The 22,062-nt window shown below is 66.8% G+C and carries 16 protein-coding genes and 2 pseudogenes; 10 read left to right on the forward strand and 8 right to left on the reverse strand.

Annotated elements, in window-relative coordinates; all coding sequences use genetic code 11:
* The first annotated feature begins 19 nt into the window (after positions 1-19).
* Complete coding sequence (locus ACCQ12_RS16585) at positions 20-1,429, forward strand: aminotransferase-like domain-containing protein (RefSeq protein ID WP_372382273.1); 1,410 nt, start codon at positions 20-22, stop codon at positions 1,427-1,429.
* A gap of 353 nt (positions 1,430-1,782) precedes the next feature.
* On the opposite strand, the gene fghA is transcribed toward ACCQ12_RS16585, so the two are convergent.
* The 6 genes from fghA to ACCQ12_RS16615 form a co-directional block, all read right to left on the reverse strand.
* On the reverse strand, positions 1,783-2,613 hold the full coding sequence (gene fghA / locus ACCQ12_RS16590) for an S-formylglutathione hydrolase (RefSeq protein WP_166744276.1): 831 nt from the start codon (positions 2,611-2,613) through the stop codon (positions 1,783-1,785).
* A 58-nt stretch (positions 2,614-2,671) separates the two neighbouring features.
* On the reverse strand, positions 2,672-3,247 hold the full coding sequence (gene gfa, locus ACCQ12_RS16595) for an S-(hydroxymethyl)glutathione synthase (RefSeq protein ID WP_047695008.1): 576 nt from the start codon (positions 3,245-3,247) through the stop codon (positions 2,672-2,674).
* Between the two features lie 69 nt (positions 3,248-3,316).
* A complete protein-coding gene (locus ACCQ12_RS16600; protein ID WP_039411211.1) occupies positions 3,317-4,426 on the reverse strand; it encodes an S-(hydroxymethyl)glutathione dehydrogenase/class III alcohol dehydrogenase in 1,110 nt (369 codons plus the stop codon).
* Between the two features lie 63 nt (positions 4,427-4,489).
* The gene (locus ACCQ12_RS16605) at positions 4,490-4,765 is read right to left on the reverse strand and encodes a metal/formaldehyde-sensitive transcriptional repressor (RefSeq protein ID WP_039411209.1); all 276 of its coding nucleotides are present in this window, start codon (positions 4,763-4,765) and stop codon (positions 4,490-4,492) included.
* Between the two features lie 286 nt (positions 4,766-5,051).
* Positions 5,052-8,675 (reverse strand): PAS domain S-box protein, encoded by a 3,624-nt coding sequence (locus ACCQ12_RS16610; protein ID WP_372382274.1) that lies wholly within the window; start codon positions 8,673-8,675, stop codon positions 5,052-5,054.
* 398 nt (positions 8,676-9,073) lie between these two features.
* Positions 9,074-10,189 (reverse strand): glycosyltransferase, encoded by a 1,116-nt coding sequence (locus ACCQ12_RS16615; RefSeq protein WP_372382275.1) that lies wholly within the window; start codon positions 10,187-10,189, stop codon positions 9,074-9,076.
* A gap of 137 nt (positions 10,190-10,326) precedes the next feature.
* Between ACCQ12_RS16615 and ACCQ12_RS16620 the strand changes: the two genes are divergently transcribed.
* The 3 genes and pseudogenes from ACCQ12_RS16620 to ACCQ12_RS16630 all read left to right on the forward strand — a co-directional run.
* Positions 10,327-11,046: a response regulator gene (locus tag ACCQ12_RS16620; RefSeq protein ID WP_081422439.1), complete on the forward strand. Its 720-nt coding sequence runs from the start codon at positions 10,327-10,329 to the stop codon at positions 11,044-11,046.
* Positions 11,043-11,367 (forward strand): annotated as a pseudogene (locus tag ACCQ12_RS16625) (two-component sensor histidine kinase); the annotation flags it as partial. The gene ACCQ12_RS16620 and the pseudogene ACCQ12_RS16625, both read left to right, overlap by 4 nt.
* Before the next feature lie 188 nt (positions 11,368-11,555).
* Positions 11,556-12,536 (forward strand): annotated as a pseudogene (locus ACCQ12_RS16630) (ATP-binding protein); the annotation flags it as partial.
* A gap of 204 nt (positions 12,537-12,740) precedes the next feature.
* On the opposite strand, the gene ACCQ12_RS16635 reads toward ACCQ12_RS16630, so the two are convergent.
* Positions 12,741-14,105: a glutamate--cysteine ligase gene (locus ACCQ12_RS16635; protein ID WP_228314524.1), complete on the reverse strand. Its 1,365-nt coding sequence runs from the start codon at positions 14,103-14,105 to the stop codon at positions 12,741-12,743.
* 303 nt (positions 14,106-14,408) lie between these two features.
* A complete protein-coding gene (gene yihA, locus ACCQ12_RS16640; protein WP_039411921.1) occupies positions 14,409-15,032 on the reverse strand; it encodes a ribosome biogenesis GTP-binding protein YihA/YsxC in 624 nt (207 codons plus the stop codon).
* 144 nt (positions 15,033-15,176) lie between these two features.
* Between yihA and ACCQ12_RS16645 the strand changes: the two genes are divergently transcribed.
* The 6 genes from ACCQ12_RS16645 to betB all read left to right on the forward strand — a co-directional run bounded on the left by ACCQ12_RS16645 (position 15,177) and on the right by betB (position 22,038).
* Positions 15,177-15,974 carry a c-type cytochrome gene (locus ACCQ12_RS16645; RefSeq protein WP_039411918.1) on the forward strand — a complete coding sequence of 266 codons (798 nt, stop codon included), beginning with the start codon at positions 15,177-15,179 and terminating at the stop codon, positions 15,972-15,974.
* 93 nt (positions 15,975-16,067) lie between these two features.
* The gene (locus ACCQ12_RS16650) at positions 16,068-16,718 is read left to right on the forward strand and encodes a thiol:disulfide interchange protein DsbA/DsbL (protein WP_372382276.1); all 651 of its coding nucleotides are present in this window, start codon (positions 16,068-16,070) and stop codon (positions 16,716-16,718) included.
* Positions 16,719-16,809: 91 nt separating this feature from the next.
* Positions 16,810-17,625: a thiol:disulfide interchange protein DsbA/DsbL gene (locus ACCQ12_RS16655; RefSeq protein WP_372382277.1), complete on the forward strand. Its 816-nt coding sequence runs from the start codon at positions 16,810-16,812 to the stop codon at positions 17,623-17,625.
* A 49-nt stretch (positions 17,626-17,674) separates the two neighbouring features.
* Positions 17,675-18,412 carry an endonuclease/exonuclease/phosphatase family protein gene (locus ACCQ12_RS16660; protein WP_047694993.1) on the forward strand — a complete coding sequence of 246 codons (738 nt, stop codon included), beginning with the start codon at positions 17,675-17,677 and terminating at the stop codon, positions 18,410-18,412.
* A gap of 134 nt (positions 18,413-18,546) precedes the next feature.
* Complete coding sequence (betT, locus tag ACCQ12_RS16665; protein WP_104581642.1) at positions 18,547-20,526, forward strand: choline BCCT transporter BetT; 1,980 nt, start codon at positions 18,547-18,549, stop codon at positions 20,524-20,526.
* A gap of 39 nt (positions 20,527-20,565) precedes the next feature.
* Complete coding sequence (betB, locus tag ACCQ12_RS16670; RefSeq protein WP_372382278.1) at positions 20,566-22,038, forward strand: betaine-aldehyde dehydrogenase; 1,473 nt, start codon at positions 20,566-20,568, stop codon at positions 22,036-22,038.
* Positions 22,039-22,062 lie beyond the last annotated feature (24 nt).

Below are 22,062 nucleotides of genomic sequence, written 5' to 3' on the forward strand. Positions count from 1 at the left end.
AGATGAAAGGCACCAGCACATGCTTCTGTATGAATCGCTCGCCATGCAGCTGCGACAGCAGATCGAAGGTGGCACCCTGCGTGCCGGCGAGCGTCTGCCCTCGATCCGGCAATTGGCCGCCACACACGGCATCAGCACGGCAACGGCAGTGCAGGCCTGCCTGCAGCTGGAACGCGAAGGACGCGTGCAGGCGCGGCCGCGCTCCGGCTACTTCGTGCGCACCACCGCCTCTGCATCGCCTGTATCAGTACCTGCAACGCGTCGGCGTAAACCCGGCATGGTGGACAACCCGGCCTTGCAGCGCGTACTCGACACCCTGGCGCGTACCGACCTGGTGCCCTTGCATACCGCCACTCCCGCGCCGGCGCTGTTGCCGGCTGCACAGTTGGCGGCAGCATTCTCGCGTCAGTTGCGTCGCCAACGTACCGCCGCACTGGACTACGCACCGCCACAAGGCTATGCCGCACTGCGCCGGCAGATCGCACAGCGTTATGCACACTGCGCAACCACCGTGGCTGCGGAAGAAGTCGTGATCACTGCCGGTGCGATGGAAGCCATCAGCCTGGCCTTGCGCACGCTCACCGCACCGGGCGACGTGGTGCTGGTGGAAACGCCCACTTATCACGGCATCCTGCAGGCGGTGGCCGCCTTGCGGCTCAAGGTACTGGAAGTGCCCAACCGCGCAGGCCAGGGCATCGATGTCGCGCGCCTGGACGCGCTGCTGCAACGCACGCCGGTGCGCGCGGCGGTGCTGGTGCCCAACTTCAACAATCCCAATGGCAGCCTGACGTCCGACAGCGCGAAGCGCGCACTGCTCGACAGCTGCGCCCGCCATGGCACCGTGGTGATCGAGGACGACATCTACGGCGAGCTGGATTGGTCGGCCCAGCGACCGCGCCCGCTACGCCACTTCGACACCCATGCCAATGTGATCACCTGCGGGTCGTTTTCCAAGGTGCTGGCACCCGGCTTGCGCGTGGGCTGGTTGCTCGGTGGCGACTGGACCGAGGCCTTGGTACGCGCCAAGTATTTTTCCACCGTGGGCAGCGCCAGCCTGCCGCAACTGGCCTTGGCCGATTATCTGGCGCAGCACGACCTGGAACGGCATCTGCGCAAGCTGCGCCGCACCCTGGCCGACAACGGCCAACGTCTGCGCGATGCGGTCGTGCGGCATTGGCCCGATGGCACACGCATCGGCGACCCGGCTGGCGGTCTATCGCTGTGGCTGCAATTGCCCGAGGGTGGAAGCGGCCAAGCATTGTTCGAGGCCGCACTGGCCGAAGGCATCGGCACCTCGCCCGGCCATCTGTACTCCAGCCGCGGCGACTACGCGGATCACATCCGCCTGACCTGCGGCCAGCCATGGAGCGAGACGCTGGAACGCGCAATGCGTCGATTGGGGAAGCTGGCAGCCCAGGTGGCGCGCTAGCGCGTTGCAGGCATCAGCTTGGTTGGTGTTGGGTGACGACGATACCCGCACCAACGCGCCACTAACGTTCAGCGAAGTAGCGAGCCCCTCTCCCGCCGGGAGAGGGGTTGGGGTGAGGGTACGTGGCGAAGCCCTCGCTACGTTCAACCGCATGCGGCTTCGCCCCGCCCTCATCCGCCCCTTCGGGGCACCTTCTCCCGAAGGGAGAAGGGATCACTTGCGGTCTGCGCTCGTGTGCGTTGCCACCAATCGGTGTAACCCCGGGACTACGAGATGTCTGCCACTTTGCCGTGCCGCGCCATCCCGCCCCGCCCCGCCCAATCACATCCTCGACCGCCCGCAACCGCACCCCATCAGCCGCGCAGCGCCGCCGCATGGTGCGCGATGTGCTCGCCGATAAAACTGGCGATGAAGTAATAGCTATGGTCATAGCCTGGCTGCATCCGCACGGTGACCGGATAGCCGGCCGCGTTGGCGGCATCTTCGAACAGCGCGGTCTTCAGTTGGTTCTGAAGGAATTCGTCCGCATCGCCCTGGTCGATCAACAGCGGCAACCGTTCCTGCGCCTGCGCGATCAGCGCGGTGGCGTCGTAGGCCTTCCACGTCGCGCGATCGTCGCCCAGGTACTGCGCAAACGCCTTCTCGCCCCACGGCACCAGGCTCGGTGCGACGATCGGCGAAAACGCCGATACGCTGCGATAGCGGCCCGGGTTCTTCAATGCAATGGTCAGCGCGCCGTGCCCGCCCATCGAGTGGCCGCTGATCGCGCGCGCACCGGTGGTGGCGACATTGGCTTCGATCAATGCCGGCAATTCGTTCACCACATAGTCGTACATGCGGTAGTGCGCGGCCCAGGGCTGCTCGGTGGCATCGACGTAGAAACCGGCGCCCTTGCCGATGTCGTAGCCGTCCGCGTCGGCCACATCGTCGCCGCGCGGGCTGGTGTCGGGCGCAACCAGGATCACGCCGTGCTCGGCCGCGTAGCGCTGCGCGCCGGCCTTGTTGATGAAATTCTGTTCGGTGCAGGTCAGGCCGCTCAGCCAGTACAGCACCGGCAAGGGGCCATCGGCAGCCTGCGGCGGCAGATAGACGCCCACCTGCATGCTGCAATTCAAGGTCTGCGACTGATGGCGATACACGTCCTGCCAGCCGCCGAAGCAGGCGCGGTGTTCGATACGTTCCATGAAGATTCCTTACGAAGAGAAACCCTGCAGCCGGTGCACCGGCCGCAGGGTTGGACAATCAATGCAGCAGGCCTTTCTGGCGCGCGACCTGGGTCGACAGCGCATCCATCAATCCCGGCGACAGGCAGTCGTATGGGGTCAGCCCCAACTCGGTCAGCCGCGCGCGCACGCCGTCCATCTGCTCCGGTGGCGTGCCGGTTTCGATGATCGACGACACGAAGGCCGCAAAGCCCGGTGCCGACCAGCCCTGTTGCTTGGACAACTCGGTGTGCACGAAGTCCAGACCGTAGAACGCATGGTCCTTGTTTTCGATGCGGCCATACAGATGCACACCGCATCCGGTGCATGCGTGGCGCTGGATCGTCGCGCTTTCATCGACGATCTTCAGCTTTTCGGGATGCGCGGTCACCGTGACCTTGTCGCGCGGCGCCACCGCCACCACCGAAAATTTCGCGCCCGCAGGCTTCCAGCACTTACTGCAACCGCAGGCGTGGTTGTGCGCGGTCTGCGCGGCCACCTCCACGGTCACCTTGTCGGTCGCGCAGTGGCATTCGAGGGTTCCCCCCTGAAAGCCCTCCGCACCTCCACGCGCAACACCACCATCTACCGAAGGATGAATCGACACGTTTGTCATCATGTCCCTCCCGGGAGTCTCGGGTACCACGTGCGCGGAGGCGGCCGCGCGCCGCTCCTGGCCGTCTGGTCAGAAATGAATCACGGTGCGGATCGACTTGCCTTCATGCATCAGGTCGAAGGCCTCGTTGATCTCTTCCAGCGGCATGGTGTGGGTGATGAACGGATCGAGATCGATCTCGCCCTTCATCGACTGCTCCACCATGCCCGGCAACTGCGTGCGTCCCTTGACGCCACCAAACGCGGAACCGCGCCACACCCGGCCGGTGACCAGCTGGAACGGACGGGTGCTGATTTCCTGGCCGGCACCGGCCACGCCGATGATGACGCTCTCGCCCCAGCCCTTGTGGCAGCACTCCAACGCCGAACGCATCACGTTGACGTTGCCGATGCACTCGAAGCTGAAGTCCACGCCGCCATCGGTCAGCTCGACGATGACCTCCTGGATCGGCTTGTCGTAGTCCTTGGGGTTGATGCAATCGGTGGCGCCCATGCTGCGCGCCAGATCGAACTTGCCCGGGTTGGTGTCGATGGCAATGATGCGCCCGGCCTTGGCCTGCACCGCACCCTGGATCACCGCCAGCCCGATGCCGCCCAGGCCGAACACCGCCACGCTTTCGCCCGGCTTGACCTTGGCGGTGTTGTGCACCGCGCCGATGCCGGTGGTGACGCCGCAGCCGAGCAGGCAGACCTTTTCCAGCGGCGCATCGGGGTTGACCACGGCCAGCGAGATCTCCGGCACCACGGTGTATTCGCTGAAAGTGCTGCAGCCCATGTAGTGATAGATCGGCTCGCCGTTGTAGGAGAAGCGCGTGGTGCCATCGGGCATCAGGCCCTTGCCCTGGGTGGCGCGCACGGCCTGGCACAGGTTGGTCTTGCCGGACAGGCAGAATTTGCACTTGCGGCATTCGGCCGTGTACAGCGGGATGACGTGGTCGCCGACCTTGACGCTGGTGACGCCTTCGCCCACCTGCTCGACGATGCCGCCGCCTTCATGCCCCAGCACCGAGGGAAAGATGCCTTCCGGGTCGTCGCCAGACAGGGTGAAGGCATCGGTGTGGCAAACGCCGGTGTGGGTGATGCGGACCAGCACTTCGCCGGCCTTCGGCGGTGCGACGTCGATTTCGACGATTTCCAGCGGTTTGCCGGGTCCGAATGCGACTGCTGCACGGGATTTCATGGGGTAGCGCTCCTGACGAGATGTTCAAGGACGGAGCCGGCAAGCGCCGGCCCGGTGGGAGATTTATTTGAGGTAGGACCGGACCAGGCCCAGCAGGTCCTGCACCCGTTCGGCGCGTTGCGCATCGGATGCGGCGGCATGCCCGAAGTCCTCGCGGATATGCGCTTCAAGCACCTGCGACATCAGCCCGTTGACGGCCCCGCGGATCGCAGCGATCTGCTGCAACACCGGGGCGCAGTCTGCGCCCGACTCCAGCGCCCGCTCAAGCGCGTCGCACTGCCCGCGCAAGCGCCGTACCCGCGCCAGGGCGCGCTTCTTTTCCAGCGGCGAATGCGGCATGCCGGCCTCCGGCCAAAATACTGGGGGGCAGTATAGGCATTTCCAGCAGAAAAGCGATGCCGCCGCCGGGTGCGTTAGGCGCGCAGACGGTTTTCGGTGCCGCCGTGATGGTTTTCAGGTCAGCACGGGGATGGTTGTCGCGTGCCAGGCTGAACCCGCCTGCGTCGGTGGACTGTTGCGTTGCCGCATGCCTTCGCGCACCGCCCTGCGCCGCAAAACCGCATGCGACAGGTGCGGTCCCGACGGGACCACGGCAGCGTGCGTCGGGCCGCGGCACCCGCGTGCGCTACGCATCGCCGGCAGCACGTCCTTCGTCGCCGGCGGCAGGTGGCGTGCTGCCGTCGGCTGCAAGCCGCATGCTTTCCGAGACCGGCAGCGCGATCGTGCAATGCACGCCATCGGGGCCAAGCACATACGTGGTCTCGGCCTGCAGCTGATACGGCAGCGCGCGCTCGATCAGTTCGCGGCCGTAGCCGGACCCCTGCGGGGCGGCCCCCGGTGCCGGCATGTCCACGCCGGATTCGCGCCATTCGATGCGCAGGCGCATGCCATCGTCGGTGCGATGCAGCCGCCAGCGCACCAGCAGGTGCCCGCCAGGCTGCGCCAGCGCGCCGTATTTGTTGGCATTGGTGGCCAGCTCATGCAGGGCCAGCGCAAAGGTCTGCACGGTACTGGAGCGCAGCCGCACCCCGCGCGGCCCCTCCAGCACGACCCGCTCACCGCGCCCCTGCGCATCGATTGCGCCCATCGCCGATAGTTCGACCTGCAGCAACTCGTCGAACACGATGCGGTCGCCGTCGTTCAAGCGCGACAACAGGCTCTGCACGCGCGCCAGCGCATCCAGACGGTCGTTGTAGACCAGGGCCAGCTCGGCAATGCTCTTGCTGCTGCGCTGGGTGCGGTTGAAGACCACGCGCACCACGCCCATCAGATTGCGCGTGCGGTGCTGCAGCTCGGCCAGCAATACCTGCTGGCGATCTTCCCACTGCCGTCGCCGGGTCACGTCCTGGCCGATCTTGAGATAGCCCAGCGGCTCGTCGTTGCCATCGCGCAACGGGCGCGTGGCACCTTCGATGAACACCCGGCGGCCGTCCTTGCATTGATGCCAGCGGATGTTCGGGGCCACGCCGCTACGGCGCGCCTGCTCAAGCTCGTGCTGCGGCACCTTTGCCAGCCGGTCTTCGGCCACGAAGGTCATCGCCATGTCCTGCCCCACCGCTTCCTCGGCGGTCCAGCCGAACACCGCTTCGGCGCCGGGTGGCCAGGTCTGAATCCGCCCGCCGGGGTCGACGGTGAAGATGGCATAGTCCAGCGCGCTCTCCAGGATCACCCGGTGACGCTCCTCGCTGTCCCGCAATGCATCCTGCGCACGTGCACGTTCCAGGGCCTCCCAGGTGCGCGCTGCGGTCTCTTCCACCAGCCGCACCTCGGCCACCGTCCAGTCGCGCGCGTTGCGCTGATTGACCACGAGCGCGGCCACCAGTTGCCCGCGCTTGATCAACGGCACCGCGATCAGCGCACCGATGTCGTTGCCACCGGCCGCCGCGCGCTGGTCGTCGGGCAGCGCGCCGTCGGTGCGGATGTCACGCACCACCCAGGTACCCGGCTCGCTCGGCCAGGACAGCGGCCAGGCGGTCAGCACCGCGCCACGCGCCTGGCTGGCCTGGCCCGGTTGATGCCAGTGGCGCGCGACGAGCGGGCGCCCGCCATCGCCGTCCACTTCCACGTAATAGGCGCATCCGGCGTTCATGTGTTCGCCGAGCAGGCACACTGCCTTGCTCTGGATCGCCGCCGGATCGGACAGCAACCGCAGTGCATCGGAGAGCTTCAGCAGGAAGGCGTTGCGGTCCTGCACTTCGCGCAGCGCCGCCTCGGTGGCCCTGCGGTCGGTGATATCCAGTACGAACTCGAATCCGGTCCCGTCGGGCAGCAGCTTGGAGGCGAACAAGGCCCAACGCAGGCTGCCGTCCTTGCGCCGATATTCGCGCTCGTACGGTGTGGCACTTCCCTTGGTCTTGAGCTCGTGGAAGGCATGCGCCGACAACGCGCTTGCCGCCGCCGGCGTCAGGTTCTGCCAGGTCAGTCCACCCGCCTCCACCTCGGCGCGGCTGTAGCCGGTCATCTTGAGGAATGCATCGTTGGCATCGATCAGGCGGCCGTCCATGTCGAAGTACGTGGCCCCCACCGTTTCGATGGTCAGTGCGGTGCGGAAGCGTTCCTCGCTGGTACGCAGTTGCTGCTCGGCATGCTTGCGATCGGTGATGTCGCGGAAATACACCGACAGGCCGCCGTCGCCGGTGGGATAGATGCTGATGTCGACCCAGTGCCCGGGCACCGGCGATGCGGCATCCAGGCGCATCATGCGGCCGCTCTGCGCCGCCTGCAGGTGCGCACGGTGCGTTGGCGACCCCACCATCTCCGGGAATTGGTCCCACAGCACCTTGCCGAGCAACGCTGTACGCGTGCGCCCCAACACCGCTTCGGCCTGCCGATTGACGTAGGTGAAACGCCACTGCGCATCCACGCCGTAGAACGCATCGGAAATGCTTTCCAGGATGTCGCGGTTGCGCTCGGCAAGCTGCCATAGCGCTGCCTGCACCTGTCGCTGCTCGGTGACGTCCTGCACCACGGTCAGCCCGCCGGTCACCTTGTCGCCATCGCGCAGCGCCACGGCGGTGACGCGCAGCCAGCGCTCGCTGTCGCCCCCCACATGCACGAAGTCCACCGGCAAGGTGGAGTCCACCCCACGCAAGGCCAGCGCGCCTGGAAAGTCCTCGCTTGCCACCGGGCAGCCCTGCTGGTCGAAGCCCTTCCAGTGCCCACCATGCACGTCGTCGCGCGACGGAATCCGGTCACCGAGCTGGCTGTGCAGGCGCGGATTCTTGTAAGTGAAGATGCCGGCGGTATCGAACAATCCCACGCCGATGGGAACCTGATCGAGCACATAGGCCAGCCGCGCCTGGCTGGCGCGCAGCTGCACATCGGCCTGCTTGCGAGCGGTGACATCGACACCCGCCACGAACCATTCGCGGATGCGGCCATCGGCCTCCATCACCGGCACGGCCTTGGTCGACATCCATGCGACGCTGCCATCGCTACGGCGGACACGGTGCTCGAGCATGATCGCGCTCCTGCCCTGGATGCCTGCATCGATGCGATCGCGTACCTGCGCCTGATCCTCCTCGGGGATGTAGTCGGTGATCCAGCGCCGGTCCGGATCGACAACCCCCGCGAACGCGTCCGCACTGCCCAGCCCGCACATCTCGCTCCAGTCCGGGCTCACCCGGTAATGCACCTCGGAGCTTGCCGCAGACAGGGCCAGCAATCGCGATTCGCTGGCGCGCAGCGCGCGCTCGGACCGGTAGCGCTCGATGAAATCGGCCGCCGTCCATGCCAGCAGCTCCAATAGCCGTAGCTCATGGTCGGCGGGACGATACGGGACGCTGAACTGCGTCCCGAGCAAGCCCAGCAGCGTGCCGTCGCGACTGAACAACGGCGTGAACTGGGCGGCGCGGATGCCGCTGCACAGCGCTGCGTCGTAGTCCGGCGTGTGCTTGAGCGGCGCGAACGTTTCGATATCTTCGATCACCAGTTGCCGGCGTTCGCGACGCATGGCCTGGCAGGTCGCCTGAAACCCGTCCTTGAGGAAATGCTGCACGAACGGGCTGTTTTCGTCGTGTCCTTGATAGACGCGCAACTCCATCTCGCTACTGTGCGCATCGACCAGCTGCACGCAGCCACAGGCTGTGCGCGCGAATGCGCAGGCAAGCGCGGTGATCTCGCTCAACGCAGCGCGCGCGTCCGCTTGCGCCGCCAGGCTGACCTGCAACGCATGCAGCTGGCGCATGCCCGCCAGCTCGTCGCGCAACGCCACCTCACTCTCGACCTGTGGCCCGGAGGGACTCTTCATTGTGACGGGATCTTTCCTGCAGGAGCCATGATCGATCACTCGCAATCCTTGGCAACCACAATGCGTGATCAACAGCGAAGAGGTTGTCAGCAGCGTGCTCGACACGGAACAAGCGCTGCACGATGACGGCAGCTGCAGCGCGTTCTCGATCAGCGCAGTCCAGGCACCCTAACCCATCGGCGCTTGGCGATACACCACGCAAGGCGCACCTACGGCAACGTCCGCTTGCCGCCCGCCGCAGGCGTTGCGATGCAGTCAGATGCTGATGAGGATCAGCCGACCGGCAATCTGGCGGAGAGGTGGAAGCACGTCACGCGCATGCGCACACCGATCGATGGCAGCTCGGCACACGCAGGCGCTGCAGCATGTGCAGCGATGCAGGACGTCGACGTCGAACGTCAACGCTCGACCACCACTGCTTCGACACCGACCGGTTCGACACCGACCGCGTCGTCTGCCACATGCCCGGGCAGCGATGCCAGCACCGCATTCCGGAAGCGGGCCGCAAATGCGGCATCGTTGGCCTGATAGAAGGCGCGCGCATTGGCCGATAGCGCATCCAGCTGCACCTGCGGCATGGCGAGTGCGGTATCCACCGCCTGCGCAATGCCCGCTGCGTCCACGTAGTAATACGAGGCCAGGCGCCGCTGGCGCACCTCCGCCGCAGGAATCAGCACGCCATGCTCGGGCCGCACCAACTCGTTCATGGGCTCGCCATCGGTCGCCAGCGTCACCGCGCCGACGCTGAGCGCCTCCATCAGGTAGTGACCGAATCCTTCCGCCTCGGAAGGACACAGATGGAACAGATGGGCATTCTGCAGCCGGCGCAGTTCCGCATCGTCCAGATAACGGACGCGGTGATCGATGTTCGGCGCCACCACCGGCTTGCCGGCGGTGCGCGGGTTCTGCACCACGGTCAGCAGCGGCCACTCGGGGTGTTGCTTCCAGGTCTCCAGCAGCACGCGGGTGCCCTTGGCGGTGCTGCGCCCGGCCAGGTGGAAAAACGCGCGCTGCCGCGGCACCTGCGGGTCGTAGCGATCCGGGCTGGTGAAACCGATGAACCGCGTGGTGCAACCCAGGTTCTGGAAAATCCGCTCGGCATGATGGGTCTTGCACAGCACCGCATCGAAGCGCGGCAACAACGGCAGCCACTTGGGCAGCAGCCATTCCGGATTGGGCACCAGCAGATTGATCTGCCCCAGCGCCAGGCAGCGCGCGTAGACGCGTTCGGAGAAGATCTGCAGCGGCACCCGCCCGAACAGCGCGCGGCTGGCCCACAGCCGCGCTTCGCGGCCGGTGTCCTGCAGCCGCTGGCTGGTGAACCCCAGTTCCTGCACCGGCACGCCGCCGGCGCGCAGGGTCTGCGCCATCAGCACCATGTCGCGGGTCAGGCCCACGCCGTTGTCGCGGCTGATCACCCGCATCATCGGAAACGCCCTGGCCTGCGCACGCACACCGTCGGGCTGGCGCGGTGTCGAAGCGATGATGTCCTGCGCGATGTCCCGTCCCGTCATGGTGCCTTGCACGTGTGCCAATGGTTGACAAATTCCATCATTATTATGTTTGTTCCAGCCTTGCATCTGCGAGCACCATGTATCCGGTAGCCACCACCCTGCGCGGGCCAACCTCCGCGCCACCGACGATGACCTCCATGGATATGCAACAACCCCGCGTTCTCGTGGTCGACGACGACCCCGACCTGCGCAAGCTGATCGGCGAATTCCTGAGCGCCCACGGCTACCAGGTGGACGTGGCCGAAAACGTGGCGGACATGCGCACGCGCATGGCGCAGCACCGCCCGGACCTCATCGTACTCGACGTGATGATGCCCGGAGAAGATGGGTTGAGTGCGGCACGTGCCCTGGCCAGCGAGCGCGGTTCACCTGCGGTCATCATGCTCAGCGCGCTGGGCAACGACACCGACCGCATCATCGGCCTGGAAGTGGGCGCCGACGACTACCTGGCCAAACCCTGCAATCCACGCGAGTTGCTGGCCCGGGTCCGCGCGCTGCTGCGGCGCAGCCAGGCCAGCAGCGAGCAGGCCGACCAGCGCGGCAACGTCTACGAATTCGCCGGCTGGCGGCTGGACGTGGTACGCCGCGACCTGCGCGACCCCACCGGCATCTTCATCAACCTGTCCGACGGCGAATTCGCCCTGCTGCGCACCTTCGTCGAGCACCCGCAGCGGGTGCTCAGCCGCGACCAGTTGCTGGACTACGCCCGCGGCCGCGACACCGACGTCTACGACCGCGCCATCGACAGCCAGATCAGCCGCCTGCGCCGCAAGATCAATGAGCGCGTCCATACCGAGTTGATTCGCACCGTACGCAACGAAGGCTACATGCTGCTGCCGAGCGTCTCGCGCCTGTGAGCAAGCCGGCACGGCGCGGGCTGTCGATCTTTGCCCGTACGTTCGTGTTGCTGGCGGTGGCCCTGTTCACCGCCCAGGTGATCGGCATCGCCCTGCTGGTGATGCGCACGCCGGTGTACGAGCCACCGGTGCATCCGCCGGAGGTGGTGGCGCTGCTGTCCACGCGCATGCCGGCCGGTACCCAGACCCTGAAGGTGCACGATGGTGCGCAGGCGCCGACACCGCCGTCTGGCCAGGTGCGCGACCCATTCGCGGAGATGCTGCTGGCGCATTGGCTGGACGTGGACGCACGCCATGTGCGGTTCTATCGCAGCGCCGACGAGCGCCAGATCCCGCGCCTGGACGAGCAGCCGTTGCAGCGCGCGCGCAGGCTGCCGCAGATGGCCGATGCCGCCGCTGGCGACCACGGACAGCGGCCGACGGAATGGCCGCCCGCCCGTGCGGGTGCGGTCACGACCGACGGCCGGCCCTTCGGCAGTGAAGCAGCGCCGGGCCAGGCGCCGGAAGACTGGAAAAACGAACGGCTGACACCCGGCGTGCCACTGCTGGACGGCTTCACCGCCGCCCTGCAGCAGCCCGATGGCCGCTGGCGGACGGTGGAGTCGCCGCGCCGGCGGTTGTCGGCCGAATTCAAGACCCACGTCGTGTTGCTGTTCCTGGCAGGCCTGCTCGCCAACGTACCGCTGGCGTGGTGGTTTTCGCGCGCGCTGTCGGCGCCGATCAAGCGCTTTGCCGAAGCCGCCGACCGGCTGGGCCGCAACCCGCATGCCCCTGCACTGCAACGCAGCGGCCCGCCGGAGATCGTGCGCGCGGCCGATTCGTTCAACGGCATGCAGGCACGCCTGAACCGCCTGATCAACGAGCGCACCCACATGGTGGCAGCGATCGCGCACGACCTGCGCACGCCGCTGGCGCGATTGTCGTTTCGCCTGGACGACCTGCAACCGCCGCTCCGCGACAAGGCGCTGGCCGATATCGACGAGATGAAGGCGATGATCTCTGCCGCACTGGATTTCATCCAGAACGATCGTCATCGCGGCGAGCGCGCGCCGCTGGACCTGCGCCTACTGGTGGAAAGCGTGGTCGACAACGCCACCGATATCGGCGCCGACGCGGTGTTGTTGCCGGGCCCGGCGATCACCCTGGACGGCGACCCGCTGGCGTTGCGTCGGGCGGTGATGAACCTGCTCGAAAATGCGCTCAAATACGGCAAATGCGCCCGCCTGCACCTGCAGCGCGACGGCGAGGACGGCGTGCTGTGGATCGACGACGACGGCCCCGGCATCGACCCGACCCAGCGCGAGCAACTGCTGCTGCCGTTCGTGCGTGGCGAGTCCTCGCGCAACCGCGGCACCGGCGGCATCGGCCTGGGCCTGTCTGTGGCGCACAGCATCGTGCTGGCGCACGGCGGCGATCTGCGGCTGGATAATCGCGCCCAGGGCGGATTGCGCGTGACCGTGCGCCTGCCGTGCATGCCGGAGCGGCGCTGAGCGCAGAGCGGGCCGGCCAACGGCGGATCAGTGCGCGGGACCAGTGACGGCGGTGGCGACAACGCCTGGCGAGCAGTTGTGCGATGCGCATGGAGGGCGCACCGCAAAACGCAATCTTTGCGCTACCGGCAATCCATTGCGCGCACCGTCACGCACGGCAACGCGTCCCGCCTCGCGGCACGCCTTCCAGCGCGTACCGCTCACTCAGTAAGCAAACTCGCGAAACACGCGGTCGATATCGCCCTTCCAGGCGCCGTGATACAGCGCCAGCTTGCGCTCGGCGGCGGTGACGCCGCTTTCGGCGATCTCGGCAATCACGTCCAGGAACCCGGTCTCGTCCTGCCCGTCGCGGTTCAGGCGTGCGCGACGACGCAGGCCTTCGCGCGCGATGTTGACCGCCTCCACTGCCAGATCGCGCGCAGTGCCGTTGCGGAACGGCAGGCCCAGCGCGTGCCTGGGCACACCGTCGCGCAGCGCATGCCGCTCGGTGGGGCTGAAATCCTTGACCAGGTCCCAGGCCGCATCCAGCGCGGTCTGGTCGTACAACAGGCCCACCCAGAACGCCGACAACGCGCACAGGCGATCCCACGGGCCGGCGTCGGCGCCGCGCATTTCCAGATATTTCTTCAAACGCACTTCCGGGAACGCGGTGGTCATGTGGTCGGACCAGTCGCGCAGCGTCGGCAGTGCACCCGGCAGCGCCGGCAGCCTGCCCTGCATGAAGTCGCGGAAGCTCTGCCCGCTGGCATCGTGATAGACGCCATCGCGGTAGGAAAAATACATCGGCACATCGAGTAGGTAATCGACGTAGCGCTCGTAGCCGAAGCCGTCTTCGAACACGAAATCCAGCATGCCGGTGCGATCGGCGTCGGTGTCGGTCCAGATGTGCGAGCGGTAGCTCAGGTAGCCGTTCGGCTTGCCTTCGGTGAACGGCGAATCGGCGAACAACGCGGTGGCGATCGGCTGCAACGCCAGCGAGACGCGGAACTTCTGCACCATGTCCGCTTCGGTGGCGTAATCCAGGTTGACCTGCACCGTGCAGGTGCGCGTCATCATGTCCAGGCCGAGCGAGCCGACCTTGGGCATGTAGTTCTTCATGATCTGGTAGCGGCCCTTGGGCATCCACGGCATCTGGTCGCGGCGCCACTTGGGCTGGAAGCCCATGCCCAGGAACCCGAGCTGCAACTCGCCGGCCACCTGCGCCACCTCGTCCAGATGGGTACCGGTTTCCACGCAGGTGTGGTGCAGGGTTTCCACCGCCGCGCCGGAGAGCTCCAGCTGGCCTGCCGGCTCCAGGGTCACCGAGGCGCCGTCGCGCAGCAACGCGATGGTGTGGCCGTTTTCCTGCACGGGCTCCCAGCCGAAACGGGTCAAGCCGGTCAGCAAGGCCTCGATGCCGCGGGCGCCTTCAAAGGTGGGCGCACGCAGGTCGTCGAGCTGGAACCCGAACTTTTCGTGCTCGGTGCCGATCCGCCAGTCCGCACTCGGCTTTTCGCCGGAGGCCAGCACCTGGACCAGTTCCGCGCGTTCGGTGATCGGCGTTTCGGCAACGTGGCTGGGACTCGACAAGGGCAGGCTCGCAAACGTAGGGGGTGGGACGATGTGGGGGTCCTCCCCAGCCACCGCAAGGCCCGCACTATACCCGCAGGGCATGGAAGAATTGCCGCCATCGGCCGGGTCTGAGATTTCCATCCATGCGCATGGCGTGGTCCAGGTACGGAATGCGCAGGGGCATGGCGCCTACCGGGGCGTCGCCTGGCTGACGACACACTGTCACGCCGGCCGTCGCCAGCCGTGGCTGCGAAAACGGCGAGCCTTCGCCCGCCGTCGCGCATCGTATCGATGGGCCGCAGCCGTCACGGCCGCCGGGCATCACTCGGCGGCGGGCGTTTCCACATCCAGCCCCAGCCAGCCACCGACAATCCCGCGCAGTTCATCCACGCCCTGGCGCGATTCGCCCGAGTAGGTCTGCACGGTCACGCTGTCGCCGAAGCGCGAGGTCACTTCCTTCTTGACCTTCTGCAGCGTCTGCATCTGCTGGCCACGGCCGAGCTTGTCGGCCTTGGTCAGCAAACCGTGCGCGGGCAGGCCGCGTTCGGCGGCATAGCCGAGCATCTGCAGGTCGTAATCCTTGAGCGGGTGGCGGATGTCCATCACCACCACCAGCCCGCGCAGCGCCTCGCGGGTGCGGAAATAGCGGTCGATGAAGGCCTGCCAGTGCGCCTGCAGGTCCTGCGGCACCTTGGCGTAGCCGTAGCCGGGCAGGTCCACCAGGTAGCGCTCGGGCTGGATCTGGAAGAACACCAGCTGCTGGGTGCGGCCAGGGGTCTTGGACACGCGCGCCAGCGAATTCTGGCGGGTCAGCGCATTGAGCGCGCTGGATTTTCCGGCGTTGGAGCGGCCGGCGAAGGCCACCTCGTAACCGCCATCGTCGGGCAATTGCCGGGCGTTGTGGGCGGACAGGTGGTAGCGGGCTTGTTCGATAAGGAGCGACATCCCCCTAGGATCGCACGTTCGGGCTCTGCCGGTTTTGCTGCACTGTTCGTTGACCCTGGCGCAAAGGCGTGTCGATAATCGAAGCACGCCTGCCACAGCCAGCACCCAACGCGCGCGGGCCGGGTCCATACGGAGCTTTAGCTGATGCGCCATGCTCGTGTGCTAGTCCTCGCCACCCTCGCCGTGCCGGTCATCGCGGCCGTGGCATTTGCGCAGTCGGCGGTCACGCCGATCCCCGATCCGCCGCCCGTGCGCGTTGCGCCGCTGGAGGTGGATCTGGCCAAGACCACCTGGGGCGATGCCAAGGCCGGCCAGGCCAAGGCGGCGGCCTGCGCGGCCTGCCACGGCCCGGACGGCAACCCGGCGGTGGCGATGTACCCGCGCATCGCCGGCCAGACCGAGCGCTACGTGGCGCATCAAGTCGCGCTGATCGCCAGCGGCGAACGCAACACCGGCATGTCGGCGGTCATGGTGCCGTTCGTCAAGGACCTCACGGCGCAGGACATGCGCGACCTGGGGGCCTACTTCGCCACCCAGAAGTCCGCCGCCGGGGTGGCCGACGATGCGGCCATTGCCGAGGGCCCGTACCAGGGCATGAAGTTCTACGAGGTCGGCGAAAAGCTCTACCGCGGCGGCGACATCGCGCGCGGCGTACCGGCCTGCATGGCCTGCCATGGCCCGTCCGGCGGCGGCAATCCCGGCCCGGCCTACCCGCGCCTGGGCGGCCAGCATGCCGAGTACGTGGCGCGGCGCCTGAAGGAATACCAGGCCGGCACCACCCAGGAGCGCAATCCGGCGCTGTTCAATATCATGGCGCAGGTAGCGCACCCGCTGACCGAGCAGGAGATCCAGGCGCTGGCCAGTTATCTGCAAGGTCTGCACGACCGCGCCGACGATGCGGCCGCCGCCCAGATGCCCGCCGGCACCCCGGCACGCTCATGAGCTGACGGTCGCACCTGCCCCACCGTGTCACGACGCCGGTCCCGAGACCGGCGTCGTCGTTTCCCGCTCTCCCCCTCGCCCCACGGAGCCCGCATGAATCTGCTTTCCCGCCTGTCCCTGCTGTTGTTGATCCTGGTACCGCTGGCGGCCTGCGCCGCCGACAAGACGGCGCCACCGGTCGAAGGCGAGGACTACACCCTGATCGACGGCGGCCAGCCGTATGCACCGCTGGCCGGCAAGGTCGAAGTGGTCGAGGTGTTCGGCTACACCTGCCCGCATTGCGCGCACTTCGAACCCACGCTGGAGGCCTGGGCCGCCAAGCAGCCCGCGTATGTGCGCTTCACCCCGGTGCCGGCGGCCTTCGGCGGGTTCTGGGATGCGTTTGCGCGGGCCTATTTCGCCGCCGACCTCCTGGGCGTGGCCAAGCGCAGCCACCGTGCGATGTTCGATGCCATCCATGAAAAGCAGAGCGTGCCGACCCAGAACGTGTCCGCAGACGAACTGGCCGTGTTCTATGCCGACTACGGCGTGCCGCAGCAACGCTTCGTCGACACCTTCAAGAGCGAGGCGGTGGACGCCAGGCTCAAGGCCGCACGCGAGTTCGCCCTGCGCAGCAAGCTGCCCGGCACACCGGCCCTCATCGTCAACGGCCGCTATCTGATCGGCGCGCGCAATTATCCGGACATGCTGCGCGTGGCCGACTACCTGATCGCCCGCGAACATGCCGCGCCTGCCAAGCGCTGAACCGCGTAACCGCCACCGACAGCCGCCCGTGGCATCATGCGCCCCGCGGCCGTCCGGCCCTTTCCTCGCCCCACGCTGGAGATCCAATCCGATGAAGACCCGCTTCGCCCTGACGCTGATGGCGCTGCTGCCGATCCTGGTCGCCTGCAAGGCCCAGGACGGCTCGTCCGACACTGCGCCCGCCGCCACCACGCCGGCGGCCGAGACGGCGCCCGCTCCGGCCGCTGCCACACCGGCCGCCGACCCGGCCGCCCCGCCAGCGGTGGGCGAAAGCGCCACCACCCCGCCACCGGCCGCATCCAGCGCCGCCCCGCGCGCGCCGAATGGCCCGGAGCCGGTCGCCGGCACCGATTATCTGGACATCGACGGTGGCCAGCCTTACCAGCAGGCCGCCGGCAAGATCGAAGTGGCGGAGGTGTTCGGCTATGTCTGCCCGGCCTGCAACGCGTTCCAGCCGCTGATCGGGCCGTGGAAGGCCGGGCTGCCGTCGGACGTGCATTTCGTCTACGTGCCGGCGATGTTCGGTGGTCCGTGGGATGACTACGCGCGCGCCTTCTACGCCGCCGAAACGCTGGGCGTGCAGGAAAAGACCCACGAAGCGCTGTACAAGGCCATCCATGTCGACCAGAGCCTGAAGGGCGAGCGCGGCAAGGACTCGGTGCAGGACATCGCCGCGTTCTACGCCAAGTACGGCGTGGACTCCAAGACCTTCATCGACACCATGAGCAGCTTCGGCGTCTCGGCCAAGACCAACCGCGCCAAGCAGTTCGCCACCCGCAGCAAGATCACCGGCACGCCGTCGCTGATCGTCAACGGCAAGTACCTGGTCAAGGGCCAGAGCTTCCCGGACATGCTGCGCATCGCCGATCACCTGATCGCGCGCGAACGCGCCACGCTGGCCAAGTGAGCCGGACGACCACAACGCCGTGAACGCTTCGGACTCGCGCACCCTGCGGGTGCTGACCGCCAATATCCAGGCCGGCTCCAGCACCCGCCGCTACAGCGATTACGTGACCCGCAGCTGGTCGCATGCGCTGCCGCTGGGAGCAAAGCGCACCAGCCTGGACAGCATCGCCAAGCTGGCCGGCGAACGCGACATCGTCGGCCTGCAGGAAGCCGACCCGGGCAGCCTGCGCTCGGGCTTCACCAACCAGACCCACTACCTGGCCGAACGCGCCGGCTTCCATTACTGGAGCCACCAACCCAACCGCCGCATGGGTGGAGTGGCCTCCAGCGCCAACGGCCTGCTCAGCAAGCTCGAACCGCTGGAAGTGCAGGACCATGCCTTGCCCGGCCGCATCGGCGGGCGCGGCATCCTGCTGGCCAAGTTCGGGCAGGGCCGCGAGGGGCTTGCGGTGGCGGTGGCGCATCTGTCGCTGGGCGCCAATTCGCGCATGGCGCAACTGGCCTTCATCGCCGAGCTCCTGTCCGAGCATCCCAACGCCATGCTGATGGGCGACTTCAACTGCGTGGCCGACCGGCCGGAAATGCAGGCCCTTTACCGCCACACGCGCCTGCAGCCGCCAAGTTGCGTGGTGCATACCTTCCCGAGCTGGCGGCCGGACCGGGCGATCGACCATATCCTGGTCAGCGACAGCCTGGTGATCGAACACACCGAAGCCATACCGGCAGCGTTTTCGGATCATCTAGCGGTTGGCATGGATATCCGCGTGCCACTGCAGCTGCTGCGCTAGCGCACGCAAGCTGCCAACGGGTTCGCACTGGCGAACTCGACCGATGACACCCCCTCGACACCGTCTGTGCGATAACGCAGGCGGTTTTTTGTTGGGAGCACATCACGTGATACGCATCGTATGAGTGCGTTGCCATGAGTGCGACAGCGCCGCACACCCAGCCGGTGCGTACCCTGCGCCCGGTGTTCGTGCTGGCGGCCACGGTCGTGTGCACGTTCGCCGTGCTGGTGTCGTTGTTTCCGCTTGAATCAGGCCGCGTGCTGCTGGATGCGCAGACCTGGGCCTCGCGCAATGTCGGCTGGTACTACCTGCTGGCAATGACGGTGTACCTGGTGTTCGTGCTGGGCGTGGCCTTGTCCAGCTACGGCAACATCAAGCTCGGTGCCGATCACGACGAACCGGAATTCAGTTATCTCTCCTGGGCCGGCATGTTGTTCGCGGCCGGCATCAGCATCACGCTGTTCTTCTTCTGCGTCTCCGAACCGCTCACCCATTATCTGCAGCCGCCCCAGGGCGGCACCGGCAACGGCGAAACATCCGCCCGGCAGGCCATGCAGTTGCTGTTCCTGCACTGGGGCCTGCATGGCTGGGGCGTGTTCGCACTCGCCGCGATGGCGCTGGCCTATTTCGCCTTCCGCCACAATCTGCCGCTGGCGTTGCGCTCGGCGCTGTATCCGCTGATCGGCAAGCGTATCAACGGGCCGATCGGTTACACCGTGGACGCACTGGGCATCGTGGCCACCGTGTTCGGCCTGGGCGCGGACATGGGTTTTGGCGTGCTGCACCTCAACGCCGGCCTGGGCACCTTGATGGACGTGCCGCATGCGCACTGGGTGCAGGTCGCGCTGATCGCGGCAATGATGGGCGCGGCAATCATTGTCGCGGTCTCCGGCGTGGAAAAAGGCGTGCGCTGGATGTCGGACATCAACATGCTGCTGGCGATCGCGCTGTTGCTGTTCATGCTGTTTGCCGGCCCCACGCAGTACCTGCTCAATGCCTTGATGCAGAACCTGGGCGACTACCTGGGCAGCGTGGTCGGCAAGAGTTTCGATGTATATGCCTATGGCGGCCGCGCCGACTGGCTGGGCAACTGGACGGTGTTCTACTGGGCCTGGTGGATCGGCTGGGCGCCATTCGTGGGCTTGTTCATCGCGCGCATTTCGCGCGGGCGCACCATTCGCGAGTTCGTGCTGGGCGTGCTGTTGATACCGCTCGGTTTCACGCTGGCGTGGCTGTCGATCTTCGGCAATAGCGCACTGGATCAGCTTCTGCACCATGGCCAGGCAGCATGGGCACAGCAGGCCATCGACGCCCCTGAAACGGTGTTGTATTCGCTGCTGCAGAGTTACCCGTGGAGCCGCACGGTGATCACGGTGACCGTGGCGATCAGCTTCGTATTCTTCGTGACCTCGGCCGATTCCGGCACGGTGGTGTTGTCCACGCTGTCCTCGCATGGCGGCGAACCGCACGACGACGGGCCGCGCTGGCTGCGCGTGTTCTGGGGCGTGCTCACTGCCGTGGTCACCGCAGGCCTGTTGCTGGCCGGCAGCATGGACGCGCTGAAATCGGCGGTGGTGCTGGCATCGTTGCCGTTCTCGGCGGTGTTGCTGTTGATGGCGTGGGGGCTGTCGCGCGCGCTCAGCGAGGAATCGCAGCGCAAACGTGCGCAGCTGCATAGCCCCAGTCCGTTGATCGGGCAATCGCGCCATCATGGCGGCTGGCGCCAACGCCTGGGCCAGGCCATGCATTTCCCGGCGCGCGACGAGGTCTATCGCTTCATGCGCGACCAGGTGCGCCCAGCCATCGAGGCGGTGACCGCACAGCTGCAGGAAGAAGGCTGGAACGTCAGCAGCCGCATCGACGACGGCGACATGGACATCAGCGTCGATCATGGCGAGCAGCAGGGTTTCCGCTACCAGGTGGTCCTGCGCGGGTATCTCACTCCGTCGTTTGCCGCACAGCGCCTGCGCAACCAGCGCTATTACCGCGCTGAAGTGTATCTGTACGAAGGCAGCCAGGATTACGACCTGGTCGGTTACAGCCGCGAGCAGATCATCAACGACATCATCGATCAATACGAGCGTCACCTGCAGTTCCTGCACCTCACCCGCTGAGTTGCAGCACTACGGCGCCTGTCCCCCAGGAGGTTTGTCATGCCACGTTTTCCCGACCAGTTGCTGTACATCGGCGGCCGTCATGTTCCCGCCCGCGGCGGCCACACGTTCGAAGTGGTCAACCCAGCCACCGGCGAGGTGCTGGCCAACGTGCACAATGCCGGTGCCGACGACCTGGATGCCGCCGTCGACAGCGCCAGGGCCGGCCAGCACGAATGGGCAGCACTGACCACGGTGGAGCGCTCGCGCATCCTGCTGCGCGCGGTGGCATTGCTGCGCGAGCGCAACGATGCGCTGGCCGAGCTGGAAACGCTCAACACCGGCAAACCGCTGAGCGAAACCCGCAGCGTGGACGTCGTCACCGGCGCCGACGTGCTGGAGTACTACGCCGGTGTGGCGCACGCACTGCAGGGTGCGCAGGTGCCGCTGCGCGAGGGCAGTTTTTTCTATACGCGGCACGAGCCGCTGGGCGTGGTGGGCGCCATCGGCGCGTGGAATTACCCGATCCAGATCGCGCTGTGGAAGGCCGCACCCGCGCTGGCGGCCGGTAACGCGATGATCTTCAAGCCCAGCGAAGTCACCCCGCTCACCGCACTCAAGCTTGCCGAGCTGTTCACCGAAGCCGGCCTGCCCGATGGCGTGTTCAACGTGCTGCCCGGCGATGGCGCCAGCGTGGGCACCGCGCTCACCGAACACCCGCAGATCGAAAAGATCAGCTTCACCGGCGGTACCGCCACCGGCCGCAAGGTGATGGCCAGCGCATCGAGTTCGTCGCTGAAGGACGTGACCATGGAACTGGGCGGCAAGTCGCCGTTGATCGTGTGTGCCGATGCCGACCTGGATCTGGCCGCCGACATCGCGATGATGGCCAACTTCTACAGCTCCGGGCAGGTGTGCACCAACGGCACCCGCGTGTTCGTGCCGCGCGCGCTGCGCAACGCCTTCGAAGCGCGGCTGCTGGCGCGCGTGCAACGCATCCATATCGGCGACCCGCTGGATACGCGCACCACCTTCGGCCCATTGGTCAGTGCGACGCACATGCAGCGGGTGCTCGACTACATCGAACAGGGCAAGGCCGAGGGTGCACGCCTGCTGTGCGGCGGCGAGCGCCTGCGCGATGGTGCGCTGGCGCAGGGCTATTACGTGGCCCCGACCATCTTCAGCGATTGCACCGACGTGATGGCCATCGTGCGCGAAGAAATCTTCGGGCCGGTGCTGAGCCTGCTCACCTACGACGACGAGGACGAAGCGATCACACGCGCCAATGCCACCAGCTATGGCCTGGCGGCCGGCGTGGTCACCCCGGATCTGGTCCGTGCGCACCGGCTGATCCATCGCCTGGAAGCGGGCATCTGCTGGATCAACACTTGGGGCGAATCGCCCGCACCGATGCCGGTGGGCGGCTACAAGCAATCCGGCGTGGGGCGCGAGAACGGCCTGGCCACCTTGCAGGCGTATACGCGTACCAAATCGGTCCAGGTCGAGCTGGAACGCTACGCCTCGGTGTTCTGAGGGGTTCGCCCCAGGTCGCAGTCG

Origin of the sequence: Xanthomonas sp. NCPPB 1068, from assembly GCF_041479385.2 — a bacterium.
Classification (GTDB): Bacteria; Pseudomonadota; Gammaproteobacteria; order Xanthomonadales; family Xanthomonadaceae; genus Xanthomonas; species Xanthomonas cannabis.